This is a genomic window from Marinomonas sp. THO17 (genome assembly GCF_040436405.1).
In the GTDB taxonomy this organism is placed as follows: domain Bacteria; phylum Pseudomonadota; class Gammaproteobacteria; order Pseudomonadales; family Marinomonadaceae; genus Marinomonas.
Window position 1 is genome coordinate 345,065 of sequence record NZ_AP031575.1, and the last position, 19,101, is coordinate 364,165.

A 19,101-nucleotide genomic window follows, 5' to 3' on the forward strand; every position below is an offset into this window, starting at 1 on the left:
TTATTTAGGCTTCATTGGTGCTTCTGGTGATTCGACACTTTGCATCAATTTAGCCAGCGCCTCTTCAGGATTTTCACTGTCTTTCATGGCTGCTATTTGTGGTGCAAGAATTTCTTTCATACGATCGGTGACAAAGGTTTTTAGTATTTTCTTTTCAGGGCGTTCAATGGAGTCTGATTTGAGATGAGAAAGAATGACGCCATATAATGTTTGTGCAACACGAGTGTCGCCGCTGTCAAAATTTTTGTTGGCTTGAACGATCTGACGGTTTAACTGAATCCATAGATTGAGCCAACGTAAATAGTCGTAGCAGGCTTGATAGTGAGCATTACTTATGCGACCTTTGCGGCGTAAATAGAGTAGCATTTTAGCAAGTTTGGTTAATCTTTCTTTGTAGTTGCTCTTTTCTTGAAAGCTGAACATTTCAGGTTCAGGGCTGAATTCAATAGGTTCCATGTCGCGACCTTCTTCCGCCGTGGCAATGCGGATTTCAATTTTCTCTGGATCGTCTGTGTATTGCAGAAGCTCGCGAAGTGTGTCTAGATAGAAGTCATAGAGAACATCAGAGGCAATGGTATCGGTATTAATGTCCTTAAGACCGCGAATGTGAGATTCAACCCGATCAGCTCGATTAGATAGCTGTAACTGTTTAACGCGGCGTTCGGTGATTTCCTTTTCTTTTTGATGAGCACGCGAACCAACAATGACAGATAAGAGTACTATGATGATTAAAACCGCGATGGTTAAAATTTGCAGAGTAGCCATGATTGTCCTTTAGCAATGAATTCAGTATGTTAAATAAGAAATACCAAGTTCAGCAAGAATTATTATTGAAACAATACAGGGATCGCTTGTCATATAAAAGGTGTTTGCTTAATATCAGCGCCCGAAAGATGAAACTTCGAGCAATACACATTTGCAGATCGACTTTATATAAGGCTTACACAGTTCAATGGGAAAATCACTGGTAATCGTGGAATCGCCAGCTAAGGCGAAAACAATTAACAAGTACTTAGGCAATGACTATGTCGTCAAGTCGAGTGTCGGCCACATTCGTGACTTGCCATCAGGAAAAACTGCTACTACTACGCCGCAGGAAAGGGCGAAGCAAGCAGCCTTGACTCGTAAAATGAGTCCTGAAGAAAAGCTTGAGTATAAAAGTCGTAAAGCTCGTAAACAGCTTATTGCACGCATGGGTGTCGATCCTGAAGACAATTGGCATGCAAATTATGAAGTGCTGCCGGGTAAAGAAAAGGTGGTTGATGAACTCAAACGCCTTGCCAAGAATGCTGACACCATCTATCTCGCAACCGATTTGGATAGAGAGGGAGAGGCCATCGCATGGCACTTGCGTGAAGCCATTGGCGGTGATGACAGCCGTTATAAGCGTGTGGTGTTTAATGAGATCACCAAAAAAGCCATTCAATCTGCATTTGAAACACCTTCAGACTTGGATATGAACCGAGTGAATGCTCAGCAAGCACGACGTTTTCTTGACCGTGTTGTAGGCTTTATGGTGTCACCTTTGCTGTGGGCGAAAGTGGCACGAGGTTTGTCTGCTGGTCGCGTACAATCTGTCGCCGTACGTTTGATTGTTGAACGCGAGCGCGAAATCCGAGCGTTTGTTCCTGAAGAATTTTGGGAATTAGACGCTATGTTAGCCACCTCAAGTAAAGAGGTGATTAAGTTTGAAACCACCAAATACCAAGAGCAAGAATATCGTCCAGTTAATCAGGCCCAGTCTGATGAACACGTAATGCGACTGCAATCGGCAAAGTATTTGGTCAAAAATCGTGAAGACAAGCCGACTAAGAGTAAACCTTCTGCACCCTTTATCACCTCTACCTTGCAGCAGGCGGCCAGTACTCGTTTAGGTTATGGCGTTAAGAAAACCATGATGTTGGCACAGCGTTTATACGAAGCGGGTTACATTACTTATATGCGTACTGACTCGACCAACTTGAGTGTAGAAGCGGTTGACTCATTGCGTGACTATATTCTGAAGCAGTTCGGTGAAGCCTATCTGCCAGCTGAGCCAATTCGTTATTCTAGCAAAGAAGGTGCCCAAGAGGCCCACGAAGCCATCCGTCCCTCAGATGTGAATGTACGAGTTGATGACCTGTTAGGCATGGAAAAAGACGCCCATCGCTTGTATGACCTGATTCGCAGTCAATTTATGGCTTGTCAAATGACGCCAGCCGAATACACCTCAACAACCATTACTGTGACAGCAGATGATTATGAGCTAAAAGCTAAAGGGCGCATTTTACGTTTCGATGGTTACACTCGAGCTATGCAGACTGTGGCGAAAAAAGGCGAAGACAATATCTTGCCTGATGTGGCTCAGGGCGAATATCTTGATCTTAATGAACTTTTACCTGAACAGCATTTTACCAAGCCTGTGGCACGTTTTAGCGAAGCCAGCTTGGTGAAAGAGTTGGAAAAACGAGGCATTGGTCGTCCATCTACCTATGCTTCTATTATTTCAACGATACAAGATCGTGGCTACGTGCGTGTGGAGAATCGTCGTTTTTACGCCGAAAAAATGGGTGACATTGTCACTGACCGTCTGGTGGATAGTTTCACTTCTTTGATGGATTTCAGTTTCACCGCACAGATGGAAGAACGATTGGATGAAATTGCTGAAGGAGATAAGGATTGGATTCAAACCTTGAATGCTTTCTATCGAGATTTTAGCAATGTGCTGGCACGGGCAGAATCGCCAGATGATGGCATGATGTTAAATGAACCAACACCGACGGATGTAGATTGTCCAACCTGTGGTCGTCCAATGCAGATTCGAACTGCCAGTACAGGTGTATTCATGTCTTGCTCCGGTTATGCCCTGCCACCTAAAGAACGTTGTAAAGCGACCATTAACCTGATTCGTGGTGATGAAGCCGTCGCTGTAGACGATGATGAGGGTGAATCTAAGGCGCTGATTAATAAACATCGCTGTAAGATTTGCGGTTCAGCCATGGACAGTTACTTGATGGATGAGCGTCGTAAGCTGCATGTTTGTGGCAACAACCCTTCTTGCCCAGGATATGAAGTAGAAGAAGGTAGCTTTAAAATCAAAGGTTATGATGGACCAGTAATAGAATGCGATAAATGTTCGTCTGACATGCAGCTTAAAACAGGTCGTTTTGGAAAATACTTTGGTTGCACGAATGAAGAGTGTAAAAACACCCGTAAGCTGTTGAAGAACGGTGAAGTTGCTCCGCCTAAAATGGACCCTGTTCCTATGCCTGATTTGGCTTGTCAAAAGGTGGAAGATCATTATGTCTTGCGTGACGGTGCGACTGGTTTGTTCCTTGCTGCCAGCCAATTTCCTCGTAAGCGTGAAACCCGTGCACCTTATGTGAAAGAATTGCTGCCTTATATGGATCAAATTGATCCTAAGTATCATTTCTTTGCAGATGCACCTGTTGAGGACAGCGAAGGTCGTCCTAGCTTAATCCGTTATAGCCGTAAAACCAAAGAGCAATACATAATGACGGAAACGGAAGAAGGTAAGCCAACGGGTTGGAAAGCTTTTTACGATAATGGCAAATGGATAATTGAAGAAGGCAAGAAGAAAAAATGAGCCTTGCCAGTAGTGCTAGCATTACAAATCAAAGATTAGATGCTGCTCGTCGTCTGATAGAGCTAGCCCAATCAAGCGATGAAGCTTGGTTGATTTCTAGTTTAGAAAATTCGGCTATGTTTCAATTGCGCAGTGCTTTAAATGGCTTATTACAAGAAGTTAAATTGGCCTATCGTTTATCAGGTAAGTTGGATATAGCAAGCCTATTGCGAGAAGCGCAAGAAAAGCAGTCATTGGTGCCTGTGTTGATAGAGTTAAATGATTTGCTACAACAAGCTTCATCATGGTGTAGTCAATTAATCTCACTTTATCAGCAACAGCTCGATTGTCATATGAATCAAGCGGCGGTCGATCGAACCAACCTAATTGGTGTGGGCAGTGACGACAGTGCCTCATTAAATTTATATTTATCCAAGCTAACTGACTTGGTGTTACGTTTTAGAGAAGAGTCCTCCGAGTATTAGTATGAAAGAATCTTACCTTGAAATTGTTGAGCTGGATAACGGCGACATTGTATTACGCCCGGCCAGTGACAGTGGTGAGGAAACAGAGCCTTTGGCGACTTTGAAAATTTCAGATAAAACCAAATCCTACCTACAAGATAGGTATTTTGAATTGGCAAAATGTATGTTTCATGCAGGTATTGATTATGTCTATTCGGATGAGTCTGTCATTGAGGAAGGTACGGAATATTTAGAAGAAGATTTTCGCCCGAAAATTCTACATTAACAAATAAGTTTTCTTGAATGGAAAGACCAGAAAAACAAAAAAGGTGGTTGTTGCCACCTTTTTTGCCAGTCATTTGATGTCAAGTGTTTGACTTGCGGAATGATTATAAGCCTTGACGAATAACACCAACGGACAAACCTTCAATAGCAAACTCTTCACTTTCTAAATCCACCACAATGTCTTGGTAATCTTCGTTTTCTGGAATCAGACGCACAATACGACCTTTTTGTTCGAATCGCTTTACGGTTACTTCGTCGCCAATTCTGGCCACCACTATCTGACCGTTACGAACCGTATTGGTTTTGTGTACCGCGAGCAAGTCTCCTTCCATAATACCGATGTTTTTCATACTGGTGCCGGATACGGATAAAAAGTAATCCGCTTTAGGGGAAAACATATTGGCAGGTACAGTAACGTGAGTATCTATGTTTTCTTGTGCCAAGATAGGGTATCCTGCCGCCACTTTACCAATAACGGGAAGGCCTAGATCGTCTTCTTGATTGGCACTTTCACTTGGTTCGATTAAACGTATGCCACGAGAAGCGCCTGACAGCATTTCGATGGCGCCTTTTTTACAAAGGGCCTTTAAGTGTTCTTCTGCGGCATTGGGGGATTTGAAGCCAAGTCTATTCGCGATTTCTGCACGTGTTGGTGGGAATCCGGTTTCATTGATAAACTCGCGAATGGTGTCAAGTACATCAGATTGTCTTTTGGTTAATTTAATCATGGCATTGTCTGGTTGTTTATACAGTAACTGTTATTATATACAGCATTCTTAACGATTCTCAATAAAATAAATGCTTTCAGACGAATTAAAAAATAAAATCCAGTCCGCTTACCGAAATATGCTGGATGCCAAATCTCACCAACCCAGAGTAGGGCAACGCCAAATGATAGGTGCCATTGCCCGTACTTTAGGAAGTATTAAACAAGGCAGCGAAGGGGAACGCTTAGGTGAAAAGCACGTTGCTGTGGTAGAAGCCGGTACAGGGACAGGGAAAACCTTATCATATTGTCTGGCAGCGATTCCTATTGCAAAGGCACGCGGCGCTAAGCTCATCATTTCCACTGCGACTGTTGCCCTGCAAGAGCAGATTTTGCACAAAGACCTGCCGGATATTTTGCAGCACACTGACATCAGCTTTAAATACACTTTGGCAAAAGGTCGTGGTCGCTATCTCTGTTTAAATAACTTAGAGGGGTATTTAGGGGCAGAAGAACAGGCCATGGACGATATGTTTGCTGGCTTGTTTGAACAGCATTTGCAATCGGATGATGTCAATACTCCCTTATATCAGGAAATGGATGAAGCCCTCAGTAAAGGTAAATGGGATGGTGACAAGGATAATTGGGAAGGTATTATTCGCGAGCAAGATTGGCGACGTTTAACCACAGATCATCAGCAATGCACCAACCGAAATTGCGCCAACTATTCCGCTTGTCCTTTTTTCAAAGCTCGTGCTGAAATCGAGGTAGCGGATGTGATCGTTGCCAATCACGATTTAGTCTTAGCAGATTTATCCCTTGGTGGCGGTGCGATTCTGACGCCACCGAAAGAAACCATTTATGTGTTCGATGAAGGCCATCATTTGCCTGATAAGGCCATTGGTCATTTTCGTCATGAAGTTCGATTACAACAAAGCATCAGTTGGCTTCGTCAGCTGGAAAAAAATTTGGTGAATCTGAAGCAAGATTTAAGTGATGAAGTGAGCTTGACTGGACAGCTATTGATTAAAATTCCTCAGCAAATTCAAACCATAGTCAATTTTATTCAGTACGCACAGCAAGGCTTGTCTCCCTATATTAATGGATTAGGCTTGGATCAGGATAACAATCAACACAGATTCGAATTTGGTGTGGTGCCAGACGAATTACGACAACTTGCCTACAGTTTGAGTACCAGTTATCAAAAGTTGTTTAATAGTATTGAAAGCATTCAGGATGAATGCAAAAAAGCCAAGCAGAATGAAGGCATGGGGGTGACACCAGAAGTGGCGGAAACTTGGCAGCCAATTCTAGGGGCAATTTTAGGGCGTATTGAACAAAGTATTGGCCTATGGCAGCTTTACGCTACGGTCGATGACGAACAATATCCACCGAATGCAAGATGGTTGATTCTTTCTGGACAGGGAATGGAGCAAGATATTGAGCTTGGCGCGTCCCCCATTTTGGCAGCTAATACTCTGCATCAGCAGTTATGGGATAAATGTTTTGGTGCTGTAGTGACCTCAGCCACTCTGACGGCCCTGAATCAATTTCATCGCTTCAATATGCGCTCAGGAGTGCCTCGTGAGAGTGAATATTTGCGCGTAATGAGCCCTTTTGATTTTCAAAATAAAGGCCGCTTGCGGATCCCTGATATGGTCTCTGAGCCGAATCAAGTTGAACAGCATACCAAAGAAATCGTCACTTATTTGAACGACAATATTGATGTGGATGGCGCCAGCTTGGTGTTGTTTTCTTCGCGCCGTCAGATGGAAGAGGTAGCGCAGGCCGTTAATGAATCGTTGAAAGACATGATGCTCATTCAAGGAGAGCAGTCGAAACGTGTGATATTGGATTCGCATAAGGCACGTGTAGATGAAGGAAAAGGCAGTTTGTTATTTGGTTTGGCAAGTTTTGCGGAAGGCGTGGATTTGCCTGGAAGCTACTTAACGTCTGTCTATATAGCCAAAATTCCGTTTGCCGTGCCTGACGATCCGGTGGAAGCGACTTTGGCTGAGTGGATTCAAAAACGCGGAGGCAATCCTTTTATGGAAATTACCATACCAGATGCTTCATTGCGCTTGGTGCAGGCGACAGGGCGATTGCTGCGTAGCGAGAAGGATACAGGGGATATTCATATATTGGATAAGCGCCTCAAAACGAAGCGCTACGGCAGTCAGTTAATTCAAAGTTTACCTCCTTATCAGCAGATTTGATTGGAAAAAATAGATATTGGCGGGCTGACTGTGGTCGATTACAAATGAAAAGATGATAAAGCCCTAGCAATTAGGTACACTGCCTGCTCGGATAATTAACCTTTAACAGAAGAAGTGCAAAGTTCCATTATGGAAAACCAAAATCAAGATGTAACACCAGACAGTAACGCGAAACCGAAACGTAATCGTCGTCCAAGCAAACGACCAAGAAAAGCTCAAGGTAAGGCGAGCAACACAAGTAAGGATACGGCTAAATCGGCGCAAGGTGTATGGTCTATTGACGATTTTCAGGTGCCAGAACTGGAAGGTAAATTGCGCTTCCATGACTTAAATTTGCCTGATCGTGTATTGAAATCCATTGCTGAAATGGGGTTTGAGTATTGCAGCGAAATTCAAGCAGAAACATTACCAACAACCTTGCAAGGCTATGACATCATAGGTCAAGCGCAAACCGGTACGGGCAAAACCGCCGCGTTTTTGATCGCTATGATCAGTGACTTCTTGGACTATCCTATTGAAGAAGATAGGGCCAACAACCTAGCTCGTGGTTTGATTATTGCGCCGACACGTGAACTGGCTTTGCAAATTGCTGATGAAGCAGTGAAGTTGACGGCGAATTGTCATCTTAACGTTGTCTCATTGGTGGGAGGCTTGAGCTACGAGAGACAAAAACAAGCATTACTAACGGAAAACGTTGATATTCTTGTCGCAACTCCGGGTCGCTTGTTAGATTTTGCTCGCAGTCGTAAGGTATTGCTTAACAAGGTGGAATGCTTGGTGTTAGACGAGGCAGATCGTATGTTGTCTATGGGCTTTATACCAGATGTGAAAAGCATTATTCGTATGACTCCATACAAAGAATCTCGTCAGACTATGTTGTTCAGTGCCACTTTCCCGAAAGACATTCAAGCTTTAGCGAAACAATGGACCTTCTTCCCGAGAGAAGTCTCCGTGGTGCCGAAAGAAACCACCAATAAAAACATTGAGCAGATTATTTATACTGTCGAAGCTGAGCAAAAATGGCCAGTATTGAAGCAGTTAATAGAAGAAAATGGTGAGCAAAGAACCATTATTTTTGCTAACCGTCGAGACGAAACCCGTGATTTGTTTGAGCGTCTGAAGATGGAAAAGATCAACTGTGCCATCTTGTCCGGTGAGGTTTCTCAGGACAAGCGCGTTAAAACACTGAAAAATTTTAAAGATGGTAAGATTCAAGTTCTGGTCGCAACGGATGTTGCTGGTCGTGGCATTCACGTTGACAATGTTGAGTTAGTGGTGAACTATGCTTTACCAGAAGATCCAGAAGATTATGTGCACCGCATTGGCCGAACGGGTCGTGGTGGCGAAAGTGGCAAGTCAGTGAGCTTCGCTAGTGAAGACGATGCTTTCATGATTCCAGAAATCGAAAAAACCGTGGGCGAAAGTATTCGTTGTGAATACATGGTTGATGCCTCCAAGTAAGCCCAATATATTGAGTGAGCAAAAATGAAGTTAGAACATCATTATGCAGCTCTAGGTGACGCTTTTTCCTCTCATGTGGCGATTCAGCCACTACATGAACAGCGTTTGGTTGAATGTAACCAGACGCTGGCATCCTTTCTAGAGATTGATTTTAAATCCCCAGAGACTCGCGCTATTTTATTAGGTGAAGAGTCTGTGCCAAATAGCCTGAGTATGGTTTATGCAGGTCATCAGTTTGGTGGCTTCTCTCCTCAGCTGGGGGATGGTCGGGGTGTTTTATTAGGGGAGATCAGGGCCCCCGATGGACGATTATATGACCTTCATATGAAAGGCGCTGGATTAACGCCTTATTCTCGCCGTGGTGATGGTCGGGCAGTATTGCGCTCATGTATCCGTGAATATTTAGCCAGTGAAGCCATGGCAGCGTTACAAATACCCACTTCCCGTGCGTTAGCTTTGTTCGATAGTCGTGAAGCGGTTTACCGGGAAATTCCTGAGCCCGGGGCTATGTTGCTTAGAAGTGCACACGGGCATATACGTTTTGGTCATTTTGAGTATTTCTTTTATCAGGGGAAGCAGGATGAGTTACAGCAGCTTATCGATTATTGTCTTAAACAGTATTTTCCAGACGCTTTAACGGCAGAGCAGCCTTTAGTGGCTATGCTTTTTGAAGTGGTAAAAAGAACTGCGCAGATGATCGCCAAATGGCAGTCAGTTGGCTTTCAGCATGGTGTGATGAACACAGATAATTTCTCCATGACAGGAGAGACCATTGATTATGGTCCTTATGGTTTCATGGAAGATTTTGATGAAGGTTGGGTGTGCAATCATTCAGATTATGAAGGTCGTTATGCTTTTTCTCGTCAACCGGGAGTAGGTTTATGGAATCTAAATTGCTTAATGCGTTGTTTTTCTGAGCATTTGTCACGAGATCAGCTGGTTGCCATATTGCAGACTTATGAAACACAACTGCAAACACATTATGACCATCTTATGATGGCTAAAATGGGTTTGCAAAAGCAGCAAGATTTGCATGCGCTCTTGCCACCGTTATTGCAGCTTATGAGTAAGGAGAAAATGGATTACACCTTATTTTTCCGCTTGTTATCTAGTCTTGAACAAAATGATTTCGCCCCCATACTCGATGAAGTGATTGATCGTGAAGCCATGCGTGATTGGCTTCATGAGTATCAATCGGTAAGGTTAAAAGAAGATGGGGATTGGTCATCTGTCTCAGACGCCATGTTGGCAGTTAATCCGAAATTTATTTTACGTAATTATTTGGCTCATGAAGCCATACAGGCTGCGGAGCGAGGCGATTACCTTCCGTTTCGACGCTTGTTGAATGTATTAAACTCCCCGTTTGCGGATCATGACGCTGCGAATGATCTGGCGCAACGTGCACCTGAGTGGGGGAAATCATTGGAAGTCAGTTGTTCATCATAATAGATGATCACAATAGGAAATAATAAATGAAGCATTCTGTATGTGTGTTGGGTGGCGGAAGTTTTGGTACTGCTCTGGCCAATATAATGGCTAAGAATGGGCATCAGGTCAGCCAATGGATGCGTAATGAACAGCAAGTAGAAGAAATTAATTTAACAGGGTTGAATAGTCGTTATCTACCCAATGCCCCGTTGCACCAGGAATTGCTGGCAACCAGTAACCTAGAGCAGGCGATACGTGACAGTGATACTGTGTTTGTTTCTATTCCATCGAAGTCTTTTGAACAAGTTGTGGAACGCATAGAATCCCTGTTGACACCCGATAAAATTCTAATTAGCACAACGAAAGGCTTTAACCCAAACCGTTTTGAGTTGATGAGTGATGTATTGCGCCGTAATTCAGTGACGCAAAAAATTGGTGTGCTAAGTGGGCCAAATTTGGCCAAGGAAATTGCTGCCGGACAAATGACAGGTTCGGTAATTGCTAGTGCAGATGACTTGGTTCGCCAGCGAGTGATAGAGTTACTCAAATCACCGACTTTCCGGGTTTATGAAAACCGCGATAGTAAGGGCGTAGAGTTAGCAGGTGCATTGAAAAATATTTACGCCATTGTTTGTGGTCTAGCCAAAGCATTGAAAGTGGGTGAAAACACCATGTCGATGATTATGACCCGTAGTTTGGCGGAGATGAGTCGTTTTGCTGTGCACTTTGGTGCTAATCCAATGACTTTTTTGGGGCTGGCTGGTATGGGAGATTTGATTGCCACTTGTACTTCGCCATTGAGTCGGAATTATCGTGTTGGCTTTGCTATAGGTTCTGGCCAGGATTTGGATGAAGCCATAGGTTCTATTGGTGAGGTAGCTGAAGGGGTTAATACACTTAAAATGGTCGTGGAAGAAGCTCATAAGCATCAACTTTATATGCCTTTGGCAGAAGGTTTGTTTAAACTAATATTTGCAGGGGCATCAATAGAATCTCTAGTAGGTTCTATGATGACGGGAGAGCAGAAATGGGATGTCGAATTTGCGACAAATGAGGAGGCAAAAAATGTCTAAACCAGGCTACGCCAAACAAGAATTTTGGTTTCGTTTGATTTTTATGTTGTTTTATTGGTTTGTGTTGAATCTAGCGATCACAGTATTTGGTATTTTGCTTGTGGTGGTGAGTTTAGTGAAATTAGGCTCTAAACAAGAACCGGTAACCTTGTCTTCTTGGCTAACGAATGTGACGGCGTTTATCGGTCAGATTTTTTCTTACCTGTCTTTTGCCGAGGAAGAAAAGCCTTTTCCATTTCAGCCTTGGCCAAAAGTAACACCTGAAGATGATGCCTAAACATCTCTATATACTGCGTCATGGTAATGCCAGTCCATACAGTCAAACAGGTGATGCCGAACGTGAGCTGACAGAGCTTGGTATAGCTGAAGCCAAGTTGTCAGCGCAATCTTTTAAAGCTAGGCAGTGTCCACTGGATACGGTAGTCGTCAGTCCTTATGTAAGGGCGCAGCAAACAGCTAAAACCTTCTTGGCAGAGTTAGGGGGGAGGAGTCAATTTTTCACGAATGATTTGATTACACCTGCCGGCCGAGTATCGCAAGTTACCGATTGGCTTGAACAGCAGAAAAGTGAGTCTATTTTATTGGTCACTCATCAGCCATTTGCGCAAGATTTGGTGGAATATTTGACTGATCAAGTATTACCGTTGGATTTTGCCATGACCACTGGCACTTTAGTCTGCATCGAGGCGGAATTTTTTGCTGCTGCTTGTTGTCAAATGAGTTGGTATATCTCTCCAAAATAAATCATCAATTGATCTCATAGAATGGTAGTTCAAATATGGGAAATGAAGTTGTCTTTAAGCTGCCTCATACTGAGTTGGCAGCCTTGCAGTGGCTGTCGCAAGACGCTTCTGCAATCAAAGTACTATCTTTACATGGTTGGCTGGACAACGCAGCTAGCTTTATTCATTTAGCGCCATACCTTGCTGATTTTTCTCACACTGCGGTGGACATGGCTGGGCATGGTTTATCACGACATAGACCGGCTGGCAGTTTTTATCATTTGTGGGATTATGTTCTTGATACAGTGTCAATTTTGAATCAGTCCAAACAAAGTGTCTGGCTAATTGGGCACAGTATGGGAGGTGCTGTGGCCATGTTAGTTGCTGCAATAGCGCCAGATAAGGTACGTGGATTAATTATATTGGATAATATGGGCCCATTGACCGGAGCGCCACAGGATAGAGCAGTGACCTTGCAGCGAGCGATTAATAAAATGGCTAAGTTAAAGCTTGGACGCACTTCTCAATATGAGAACAAAGAAGCCATGGTGCTTGCGAGAATGGAGGGTTTTACTAAGCTTTCTAAATCCGCATCAAAACTATTGGTGGAGCGTGGCGCTCAGGATGATGAGCAAGGCGGGTGGTCATGGCGACATGATACTAAGCTGACTTTCCCTTCTCCCTTTCGAATGGATGAAGAGAGTGTGGCCGCTTTTATTCAGGAGATTAAATGTCCTACTTTGGCGTTAATGGCCAGTCAGGGTATTTATGCTAATAATCCAGATTTTGTTGAGCAACGTAAACAATACTTTCCATGGATAAAATTACAATGGCTAGAAGGAAATCATCATTTCCATTTAGAGCCAGATACTTGTTTTACAGTAGCGACTCAAATTAAACAGTTTATTGATCAAAACTGATAAGCAAGACACACAATCGAGGATACGACTCTATGAAATTGACAATAAGTTTATTGGCGATTTTATCAAGCTTTGCACTTAATGCTGCGCCGCTCGGTATTGAAGATTTTCGTGATGCTCAGTTAATCAAGAGTCGTTCTGATAAGCAGGTCTCTGTTGAAGTGCCATTGGCTAAAATTCAGCGTTCTGGAAGGGGCTGGGAGCCAGAAAAAGTGTTACGACTTACCGGTGATCTGACTACTTCACTTTACAAAATTGATCGTAACGCTTCATTAGAGGCGGTTTATCAGCATTATCGTGATCAGTTAACCACTTCTAATCAAGCCTTGCTGTTCGAGTGTTCAAGTCGCAATTGTGGTAGCAGTAATGCTTGGGCAAATGACTTTTTTGGCGAATACTTGCTATATGGTTCAGAACAAAATCAATCTTTGTTAGTTGTTCAATCTTCCAACAATACTTATCAAGTCTTGTACATTAATCGGCGCGGCGCGGGCGATGTAATGGTACGTCTAGATCAACTATCTATATTATCAGGCACAACCGATCGTAATTTTCTAGCTCAATTAGAAGTAACTGATGTGCCAAGGATTCGACGTTTCTTAAGTGATCTGCCAGCAGGACAAAAGGTGGTGGGTTTTGTAACCAGTGAAAGGCAAAATGGTGAAACAGCTATTGTGCTTGGTGATCGACAGATTGATAATCTCATGTCAGCATTAGGAGAAAGGTTGGCAAGCAGGGTAAGATTTATCAATCTTGCGGACATGGGAAAAGACAGTTTGGGCGTGAATCGCATTACCTTTGTAAGAGAGGATTAATTCACTAGGAAACTTATGGAAGATTTAAGAAACAAAAAAACCGCTTCTTTGGTACTAGGAAGTGGTGCTGCAAGAGGGCATGCGCACATTGGTGTTATCAAAGCGGTTGAAGAAGCGGGTTATGATATTATCAGTGTTTCAGGTTGTTCAATCGGTGCAATTGTTGGTGGCGTTTATGCCGCTGGTAAATTTAAGGAATACGAAGAGTGGGCTTTGTCTCTTGATAAGGTAAGTGTTCTGCGCTTATTGGACATGTCTATTTTTAATGGTGGTTATATTAAAGGCGACAAATTTTTCGAGAAAATCGAAGAGATGATTGGTGCGCCACAAATAGAAGATTTGAACATAGATTTTACAGCAGTGACGGTAGATCTACTTAATCAAAAGGAGTTTTGGTTCCAGCGCGGTGATCTCATTAGCGCGATGCGCGCGTCTTCTGCAATTCCTTCGATTGTCTCACCTGTGGCAATAAATGATCGCAAATATGTTGACGGTGGTGTGCTCAATCCGTTGCCTATTATTCCTTCTGTACCAGCGGGAGCAGATTATATTATTGCTGTAGATCTTAATGGTCCGGCGGATAATATCCATCATGAGCAAGAAAAAATAGAAGAGCAAGAAGATGGTCCAGCTTGGTGGAACAATGCCAAAAGTTTATTCTCCAAAAATAAAAATGAAGAAAATCAGGGGGATTACAATGCGGAGAGCTGGGGACGTTTAGAAACCATCAACATGATGTTTGAGACTATGCAAGAATCATTAACTCAATATAAGTTGGCGGGCTATCCGCCGGATTTATTGATCTCAGTACCCAAAGATATTTCCGCGTTTTATGAATTTTGGCGGGCTGAAGAATTAATTAAATTCGGTTATGAAGTGGCGCAAAAAGCCATTACTGACCTTGAATCGAATAATTCAGTTTATCATTCATTTCCAAAGGGTTAATGCCTTGCTTACGTAATAAGCGACACAGTTCAATTAATGGTAGTCCAATGAGGGCAGTTGGATCATCACCTGCCATTTTTTCAAATAGGGTAACGCCTAGGCCTTCACATTTAAAGCTGCCAGCGCAATCTAAAGGTTGTTCAAGGCTAACGTAATTCACAATCTCTTGTTCACTCAACTGACGAAAATGCACATGATAGGGTACTAAGCTGTAATCGTATTTTTGCGTGGCGGTATTAAAAACACATAAGCCAGTTAAAAAGCTGACCTTTTCGCCACTAAATCGAGTGAGTTGAGCAATAGCCTTGGTATGAGTGTGTGGCTTGCCGAGAATATCCTTGTGCAATACAGCAACTTGATCGGATGCAATGATAATGGATGAAGTGGTTGATGGTGGACATTTGTCTATTTGCTCAGCGACAGCCTGCGCTTTACTAATGGTTAAGCGTTTTACTAATGCTTCTGGTGATTCATGAATAAGAGGCTGTTCATCAATGTTAGGTGAAACACATTCAAAAGACAGGTTAAGTCGTTGTAATAGTGCCTTTCGATAAGGGGACGAGGAGCCCAAAATGAGTTTTTGTTGCATCATTTTTCCTGTGGGGGGTGAGTGAATGTGTGAATTTTACTTGTTTTTCTCTATCTGGTTCAAAATAAAGTGAAAAAAAGCGCTTTAAGTGCAGTTAGACTTTGACAATAGAGGTGCTTGGCAATATCATTTGCCGCCATGTTGAATGACACATTGCCCAAATATTTTGACCCGCGCAAGTACGCTAACAATGAGTCGGCGTTTGAAGGGAAAATGCCCCTTAATCAATTTAAGGAGTTATGTGCTGTTTTAGCCTCAGATGAGGGTGATGCATTTATACATTTAGACTTTAGAGTTGATGAGGATAGGCGATATATTGCTACCGGATCATTGACAGCGAAAGTGCAGGTTGTTTGTCAGCGTTGCATGGGACCAGTTGAGTATGATCTGGCGGTGGATTTAGCACTGGGCTTTGTTTATGACGAAGATCATGCAAAAAATCTTCCGAACAATTACGATCCTGTTGTCATGACCGATGGTGAAGTAATTTTGGCAGATATGGTCGAGCAAGAAATCATACTTGCTTTGCCTATTGTCGCTTATCACGAAGAAAGTGGTTGCAACCCAACAGCTCAAAAGTATGCCTCGTCTACCGATGACGCAGCGGATGACGAAAAACCGAATCCATTTAGTGTATTAGCCCAATTAAAGGCTAAGAAAAGTTAGGAGCTCCAAAAATGGCAGTACAAAAAAGTAAAGTAACTCGTTCACGTCGCGGCCAGCGTCGTTCTCACGATGCTTTGACTAGCGCAACTCTATCTGTAGAAAAGACAACGGGTGAAATTCACCGTCGTCACCACATTTCTGCAGACGGCTTTTACCGTGGCCGTCAAGTTATCGCCCCAAAAGGTGAGTAATTAAGATACCCATGATCAGGGTAGCTTTAGACGCTATGGGCGGGGACTTAGGTCCCCGTATTGCTTTTCAGGGAGCTGTTCATATATTGGACAATAATCCTGATGTGGCAATTACTCTTTTCTATGCCCCAAATGCAGGGCTTGATTTACCTTCGCCTCACGAAAGACTCTCTTTAGTAGCTTGTGATGATGTCATATTACCTGATGAAGAGATTCGTTTGTCCTTGTTTCATCGTCAACAAACTTCAATATATCAAGCTATTCGCAGTTTATTCACAAAGCAATCTGATGTTGTGGTTACCTTGGGTAATACTGGTGTAATGGTGGCATTAGCGCGTCATATTCTTGGTCTAATTCGCCCTAAGTTGTATCCTGCTTTAATGCGTGAAATACAATCTAATCCCTTACGTTGTTTAGTGGATCTAGGGGCAAATGTTCATTGTCCTGCATCAATGTTAGTAGGCTTTGCTCAATTAGGTGCCGCTTATGTAGAAGCTTTGAGTGATGAGGAGCCAAAAGTGGGCTTGTTGAACGTTGGGGTAGAGAGCTCAAAAGGCAGTGCGGTTATTAAAGAGGCTGATGGCCTTTTAATTGACCAAGAGTGGCCCAATTATCAAGGCTACGCCGAAGGGAGTGAATTGTTTGAAGGTGAAAAAAATGTCATTGTTTGTGATGGCATGGTGGGTAACGCAGTATTAAAAGCATCCGAAGGTTTATTATCATTTATTCAGAAAAAAATGACTCGCATCACACAGGCGTCTTCTGTTTTTGAGTCTTTTTACCAAACTGAGCGACGTCATGGGGCTTGCCTTGTGGGAGTGCGTGGCAATTTGGTAAAAGGTCATGGTCGCTCAGATGTGCCTGCAATGATTGGGGCGATTGAATACGGAATGGATGTCGCGCGCGCTAATTTATCGCAGGTGATAGAAGCGCGAATTTGTAAGGAGGAAATAAAATGAGTACAACAACCGCTTTTGTTTTTCCCGGTCAGGGGTCTCAGCAGCTAGGTATGCTTGCTGACTTGGCTGAAAAGCATGGCATTATAAAGCAAACCTTTGCGGAAGCTTCTGATGCTTTGGGCTACGATCTATGGGATCTGGTTCAAAATGATGCTGAAAGATTGAGCCAAACTGATAAAACTCAACCAGCTTTGTTGACGTCAAGTGTTGCTCTATGGCGTCTTTGGGAGCAGCAGGGGGGTGACAAACCCGCCTACCTGGCTGGTCACAGTTTAGGGGAATACTCTGCTTTAGTGTGTGCTGGTGTGATTGAGTTTGCTGATGCTGTGAAATTGGTAAAATTACGCGGCGAGTACATGCAGCAAGCTGTCCCAGCTGGTGAAGGCGCTATGGCGGCGATTATTGGTTTAGATGATGATAAGGTCGTTGCGGTTTGTGATGCTGTACAAGGCATCGTCAGTGCAGTGAATTTTAACTCGCCAGGTCAAGTGGTTATTGCTGGTCATGTTGCCGCCGTAGAAGCAGCAATGGAAAAAGCGAAAGAAGCAGGTGCAAAACGTGCTTTACCCCTTCCTGTTAGTGTACCATCTCATTGTGAATTGATGATTCCTGCAGGCGAAAAATTGGCCAAAGAATTGAACTCTATTGAGTTTAAAGCGCCGACTTGTACACTGGTGCAGAATGTTTCTGCGCAGGCTGTGTCCGATCCTGAGTTGATCAAGTCGAACTTGGTGGCTCAATTGAGTGAGCCTGTATTGTGGACACAATCGATTGCTTTACTTGCTGAGTTGGGTGTTACTACCACTATTGAATGTGGACCAGGTAAAGTGTTAAGTGGTTTGAATAAACGTATTGTAAAAGGCTTGGCAGCATCTTCTGTTGGAGATTTGGCAGGTTTTGAAGCGGCATTAGCTAACTAGGAATACCTTCCTTTAGCTTTTGCTTTTTTGTTAATTGTTGGAGACAGGAATGAGTCTTGAAGGAAAAATTGCCCTAGTGACAGGAGCGACACGAGGCATAGGTAAAGCGATTGCAACTGCTTTAGTTGAGCAAGGTGCAACCGTGATTGGTACCGCGACCAGTGAATCTGGTGCGCAAAGTATCAGTGAATACCTAGGTGAAAATGGAAAGGGTTGGGTATTGGATGTCTCATCCAGTGATTCCGTAGACAGTGTGGTCAAAGAAGTGACCGCTGAATTCGGTGCGCCAACTATTTTAGTTAATAATGCCGGTATTACTCGCGATAACCTTATGATGCGTATGAAAGAAGATGAGTGGGAGCAAGTGCTTAACACTAATCTGACTTCAGTATATCGTGTCACCAAGGCTTGCTTGCGTGGTATGACCAAAGCCAAATTTGGTCGCGTCATCAGTATTAGTTCTGTTGTAGGCTCCATGGGGAATGGTGGTCAGACTAACTATTCAGCTGCCAAAGCGGGTTTAGAAGGCTTTAGCCGTTCGCTAGCAGCGGAAATTGCTTCTCGTGGTATCACAGTGAATTGTGTTGCCCCAGGCTTTATTGAAACAGACATGACCAAAGTATTGCCAGAAGATCACAAAGCCAAATTGGTGGAAAAAGTGCCTTCAGCGCGTCTTGGTCAACCTGAAGAAATTGCGTCAGCTGTCGCATTTTTGGCGTCACAAGGCGCTGCGTACATTACCGGTGAGACCTTGCATGTCAATGGCGGCATGTATATGTCATAATTTGAGTTGAATTTTATAATTAATTCAACGAAAATACGTCTCCGGTTCATGTTGAGAATCATGCCTTTAAGGCGATCGAATATATAATATGCTCACAATGAGCTGTTAATGAGTAGAGTAGGAACTTCTAATGAGTAGCATTGAAGAACGCGTAAAAAAAATCGTTTGTGAACAACTGGGTGTTAAAGAGGAAGAGGTTGTTCCTTCAGCATCTTTTGTAGATGACCTAGGTGCAGATTCCCTAGATACGGTTGAGTTGGTTATGGCTCTTGAAGAGGAATTTGATACTGAAATTCCTGATGAAGAAGCTGAAAAAATCACTACCGTACAAGCAGCGAATGACTACATCAACGCTAACTTGTAATAGTTTGGTGAACTGAGTTTCCCGAAAA

General features: G+C 43.2%; 21 protein-coding genes. 18 read left to right on the forward strand and 3 right to left on the reverse strand.

Annotation, left to right across the window (positions count from 1 at the left end):
• Entirely contained in the window at positions 1-765 is a 765-nt protein-coding gene (locus ABXS85_RS01550; protein WP_353668296.1) for a DNA topoisomerase I, read from the reverse strand.
• A 187-nt stretch (positions 766-952) separates the two neighbouring features.
• Between ABXS85_RS01550 and topA the strand changes: the two genes are divergently transcribed.
• From topA to ABXS85_RS01565, 3 genes are read left to right on the forward strand one after another with little or no spacing between them, the layout of a single operon-like run.
• Positions 953-3,586, forward strand: a complete 2,634-nt coding sequence (topA, locus tag ABXS85_RS01555; protein ID WP_353668297.1) for a type I DNA topoisomerase — start codon at positions 953-955, stop codon at positions 3,584-3,586.
• Entirely contained in the window at positions 3,583-4,050 is a 468-nt protein-coding gene (locus ABXS85_RS01560) for a DUF6586 family protein (protein WP_353668298.1), read from the forward strand. Before topA ends, ABXS85_RS01560 begins: the two co-directional genes overlap by 4 nt.
• Position 4,051: 1 nt before the next feature.
• Positions 4,052-4,315 (forward strand): hypothetical protein, encoded by a 264-nt coding sequence (locus ABXS85_RS01565; protein WP_353668299.1) that lies wholly within the window; start codon positions 4,052-4,054, stop codon positions 4,313-4,315.
• Positions 4,316-4,418: 103 nt separating this feature from the next.
• Here the strand turns inward: ABXS85_RS01565 and lexA are convergent, their stop codons facing one another.
• Positions 4,419-5,042, reverse strand: a complete 624-nt coding sequence (gene lexA / locus ABXS85_RS01570) for a transcriptional repressor LexA (protein ID WP_353668300.1) — start codon at positions 5,040-5,042, stop codon at positions 4,419-4,421.
• 70 nt (positions 5,043-5,112) lie between these two features.
• Between lexA and dinG the strand changes: the two genes are divergently transcribed.
• The 9 genes from dinG (at position 5,113) to ABXS85_RS01615 (ending at position 14,600) form a co-directional block, all read left to right on the forward strand.
• The gene (dinG, locus tag ABXS85_RS01575; RefSeq protein WP_353668301.1) at positions 5,113-7,236 is read left to right on the forward strand and encodes an ATP-dependent DNA helicase DinG; all 2,124 of its coding nucleotides are present in this window, start codon (positions 5,113-5,115) and stop codon (positions 7,234-7,236) included.
• Positions 7,237-7,365: 129 nt separating this feature from the next.
• Positions 7,366-8,697: a DEAD/DEAH box helicase gene (locus ABXS85_RS01580; RefSeq protein ID WP_353668302.1), complete on the forward strand. Its 1,332-nt coding sequence runs from the start codon at positions 7,366-7,368 to the stop codon at positions 8,695-8,697.
• 24 nt (positions 8,698-8,721) lie between these two features.
• Positions 8,722-10,143 (forward strand): protein adenylyltransferase SelO, encoded by a 1,422-nt coding sequence (locus ABXS85_RS01585; protein ID WP_353668303.1) that lies wholly within the window; start codon positions 8,722-8,724, stop codon positions 10,141-10,143.
• 26 nt (positions 10,144-10,169) lie between these two features.
• Positions 10,170-11,198: an NAD(P)H-dependent glycerol-3-phosphate dehydrogenase gene (locus tag ABXS85_RS01590; protein WP_353668304.1), complete on the forward strand. Its 1,029-nt coding sequence runs from the start codon at positions 10,170-10,172 to the stop codon at positions 11,196-11,198.
• On the forward strand, positions 11,191-11,475 hold the full coding sequence (locus ABXS85_RS01595; RefSeq protein ID WP_353668305.1) for a DUF4389 domain-containing protein: 285 nt from the start codon (positions 11,191-11,193) through the stop codon (positions 11,473-11,475). Before ABXS85_RS01590 ends, ABXS85_RS01595 begins: the two co-directional genes overlap by 8 nt.
• A complete protein-coding gene (sixA, locus tag ABXS85_RS01600; protein WP_353668306.1) occupies positions 11,465-11,941 on the forward strand; it encodes a phosphohistidine phosphatase SixA in 477 nt (158 codons plus the stop codon). Before ABXS85_RS01595 ends, sixA begins: the two co-directional genes overlap by 11 nt.
• 35 nt (positions 11,942-11,976) lie before the next feature.
• The gene (locus ABXS85_RS01605) at positions 11,977-12,840 is read left to right on the forward strand and encodes an alpha/beta hydrolase (protein ID WP_353668307.1); all 864 of its coding nucleotides are present in this window, start codon (positions 11,977-11,979) and stop codon (positions 12,838-12,840) included.
• A 32-nt stretch (positions 12,841-12,872) separates the two neighbouring features.
• Positions 12,873-13,655, forward strand: a complete 783-nt coding sequence (locus ABXS85_RS01610) for a DUF4892 domain-containing protein (protein WP_353668308.1) — start codon at positions 12,873-12,875, stop codon at positions 13,653-13,655.
• A 15-nt stretch (positions 13,656-13,670) separates the two neighbouring features.
• Entirely contained in the window at positions 13,671-14,600 is a 930-nt protein-coding gene (locus ABXS85_RS01615; RefSeq protein WP_353668309.1) for a patatin-like phospholipase family protein, read from the forward strand.
• Here ABXS85_RS01615 and ABXS85_RS01620 read toward each other — a convergent pair.
• A complete protein-coding gene (locus ABXS85_RS01620; protein ID WP_353668310.1) occupies positions 14,548-15,189 on the reverse strand; it encodes a Maf family protein in 642 nt (213 codons plus the stop codon). The two genes, ABXS85_RS01615 and ABXS85_RS01620, sit on opposite strands and share 53 nt — an antisense overlap.
• Before the next feature lie 117 nt (positions 15,190-15,306).
• Between ABXS85_RS01620 and ABXS85_RS01625 the strand changes: the two genes are divergently transcribed.
• The 6 genes from ABXS85_RS01625 (at position 15,307) to acpP (ending at position 19,073) form a co-directional block, all read left to right on the forward strand.
• On the forward strand, positions 15,307-15,855 hold the full coding sequence (locus ABXS85_RS01625; protein ID WP_353668311.1) for a YceD family protein: 549 nt from the start codon (positions 15,307-15,309) through the stop codon (positions 15,853-15,855).
• A gap of 11 nt (positions 15,856-15,866) precedes the next feature.
• On the forward strand, positions 15,867-16,046 hold the full coding sequence (gene rpmF / locus ABXS85_RS01630; protein WP_353668312.1) for a 50S ribosomal protein L32: 180 nt from the start codon (positions 15,867-15,869) through the stop codon (positions 16,044-16,046).
• 11 nt (positions 16,047-16,057) lie between these two features.
• The gene (locus tag ABXS85_RS01635; protein WP_353668313.1) at positions 16,058-17,005 is read left to right on the forward strand and encodes a fatty acid synthesis protein; all 948 of its coding nucleotides are present in this window, start codon (positions 16,058-16,060) and stop codon (positions 17,003-17,005) included.
• Positions 17,002-17,925 (forward strand): ACP S-malonyltransferase, encoded by a 924-nt coding sequence (fabD, locus tag ABXS85_RS01640; protein WP_353668314.1) that lies wholly within the window; start codon positions 17,002-17,004, stop codon positions 17,923-17,925. The genes ABXS85_RS01635 and fabD overlap by 4 nt, the downstream gene beginning before the upstream one ends.
• A gap of 49 nt (positions 17,926-17,974) precedes the next feature.
• On the forward strand, positions 17,975-18,709 hold the full coding sequence (gene fabG / locus ABXS85_RS01645) for a 3-oxoacyl-ACP reductase FabG (protein WP_353668315.1): 735 nt from the start codon (positions 17,975-17,977) through the stop codon (positions 18,707-18,709).
• Positions 18,710-18,839: 130 nt separating this feature from the next.
• Complete coding sequence (gene acpP / locus ABXS85_RS01650) at positions 18,840-19,073, forward strand: acyl carrier protein (RefSeq protein WP_067017871.1); 234 nt, start codon at positions 18,840-18,842, stop codon at positions 19,071-19,073.
• Positions 19,074-19,101: the final 28 nt, after the last annotated feature.

Excerpts from the sequence above, each read along its gene's own strand:
- lexA (WP_353668300.1), bottom strand. The coding sequence starts at position 5,042 with ATGATTAAATTAACCAAAAGACAATCTGATGTACTTGACACCATTCGC.
- ABXS85_RS01590 (WP_353668304.1), top strand. The coding sequence starts at position 10,170 with ATGAAGCATTCTGTATGTGTGTTGGGTGGCGGAAGTTTTGGTACTGCT.
- ABXS85_RS01595 (WP_353668305.1), top strand. The coding sequence starts at position 11,191 with ATGTCTAAACCAGGCTACGCCAAACAAGAATTTTGGTTTCGTTTGATT.
- ABXS85_RS01635 (WP_353668313.1), top strand. The coding sequence starts at position 16,058 with ATGATCAGGGTAGCTTTAGACGCTATGGGCGGGGACTTAGGTCCCCGT.
- fabG (WP_353668315.1), top strand. The coding sequence starts at position 17,975 with ATGAGTCTTGAAGGAAAAATTGCCCTAGTGACAGGAGCGACACGAGGC.
- acpP (WP_067017871.1), top strand. The coding sequence starts at position 18,840 with ATGAGTAGCATTGAAGAACGCGTAAAAAAAATCGTTTGTGAACAACTG.
- ABXS85_RS01615 (WP_353668309.1), top strand. The coding sequence starts at position 13,671 with ATGGAAGATTTAAGAAACAAAAAAACCGCTTCTTTGGTACTAGGAAGT.
- ABXS85_RS01580 (WP_353668302.1), top strand. The coding sequence starts at position 7,366 with ATGGAAAACCAAAATCAAGATGTAACACCAGACAGTAACGCGAAACCG.
- ABXS85_RS01560 (WP_353668298.1), top strand. The coding sequence starts at position 3,583 with ATGAGCCTTGCCAGTAGTGCTAGCATTACAAATCAAAGATTAGATGCT.
- ABXS85_RS01550 (WP_353668296.1), bottom strand. The coding sequence starts at position 765 with ATGGCTACTCTGCAAATTTTAACCATCGCGGTTTTAATCATCATAGTA.
- rpmF (WP_353668312.1), top strand. The coding sequence starts at position 15,867 with ATGGCAGTACAAAAAAGTAAAGTAACTCGTTCACGTCGCGGCCAGCGT.
- fabD (WP_353668314.1), top strand. The coding sequence starts at position 17,002 with ATGAGTACAACAACCGCTTTTGTTTTTCCCGGTCAGGGGTCTCAGCAG.
- ABXS85_RS01610 (WP_353668308.1), top strand. The coding sequence starts at position 12,873 with ATGAAATTGACAATAAGTTTATTGGCGATTTTATCAAGCTTTGCACTT.
- ABXS85_RS01565 (WP_353668299.1), top strand. The coding sequence starts at position 4,052 with ATGAAAGAATCTTACCTTGAAATTGTTGAGCTGGATAACGGCGACATT.
- topA (WP_353668297.1), top strand. The coding sequence starts at position 953 with ATGGGAAAATCACTGGTAATCGTGGAATCGCCAGCTAAGGCGAAAACA.
- dinG (WP_353668301.1), top strand. The coding sequence starts at position 5,113 with ATGCTTTCAGACGAATTAAAAAATAAAATCCAGTCCGCTTACCGAAAT.
- ABXS85_RS01620 (WP_353668310.1), bottom strand. The coding sequence starts at position 15,189 with ATGCAACAAAAACTCATTTTGGGCTCCTCGTCCCCTTATCGAAAGGCA.
- ABXS85_RS01605 (WP_353668307.1), top strand. The coding sequence starts at position 11,977 with ATGGGAAATGAAGTTGTCTTTAAGCTGCCTCATACTGAGTTGGCAGCC.
- ABXS85_RS01585 (WP_353668303.1), top strand. The coding sequence starts at position 8,722 with ATGAAGTTAGAACATCATTATGCAGCTCTAGGTGACGCTTTTTCCTCT.
- sixA (WP_353668306.1), top strand. The coding sequence starts at position 11,465 with ATGATGCCTAAACATCTCTATATACTGCGTCATGGTAATGCCAGTCCA.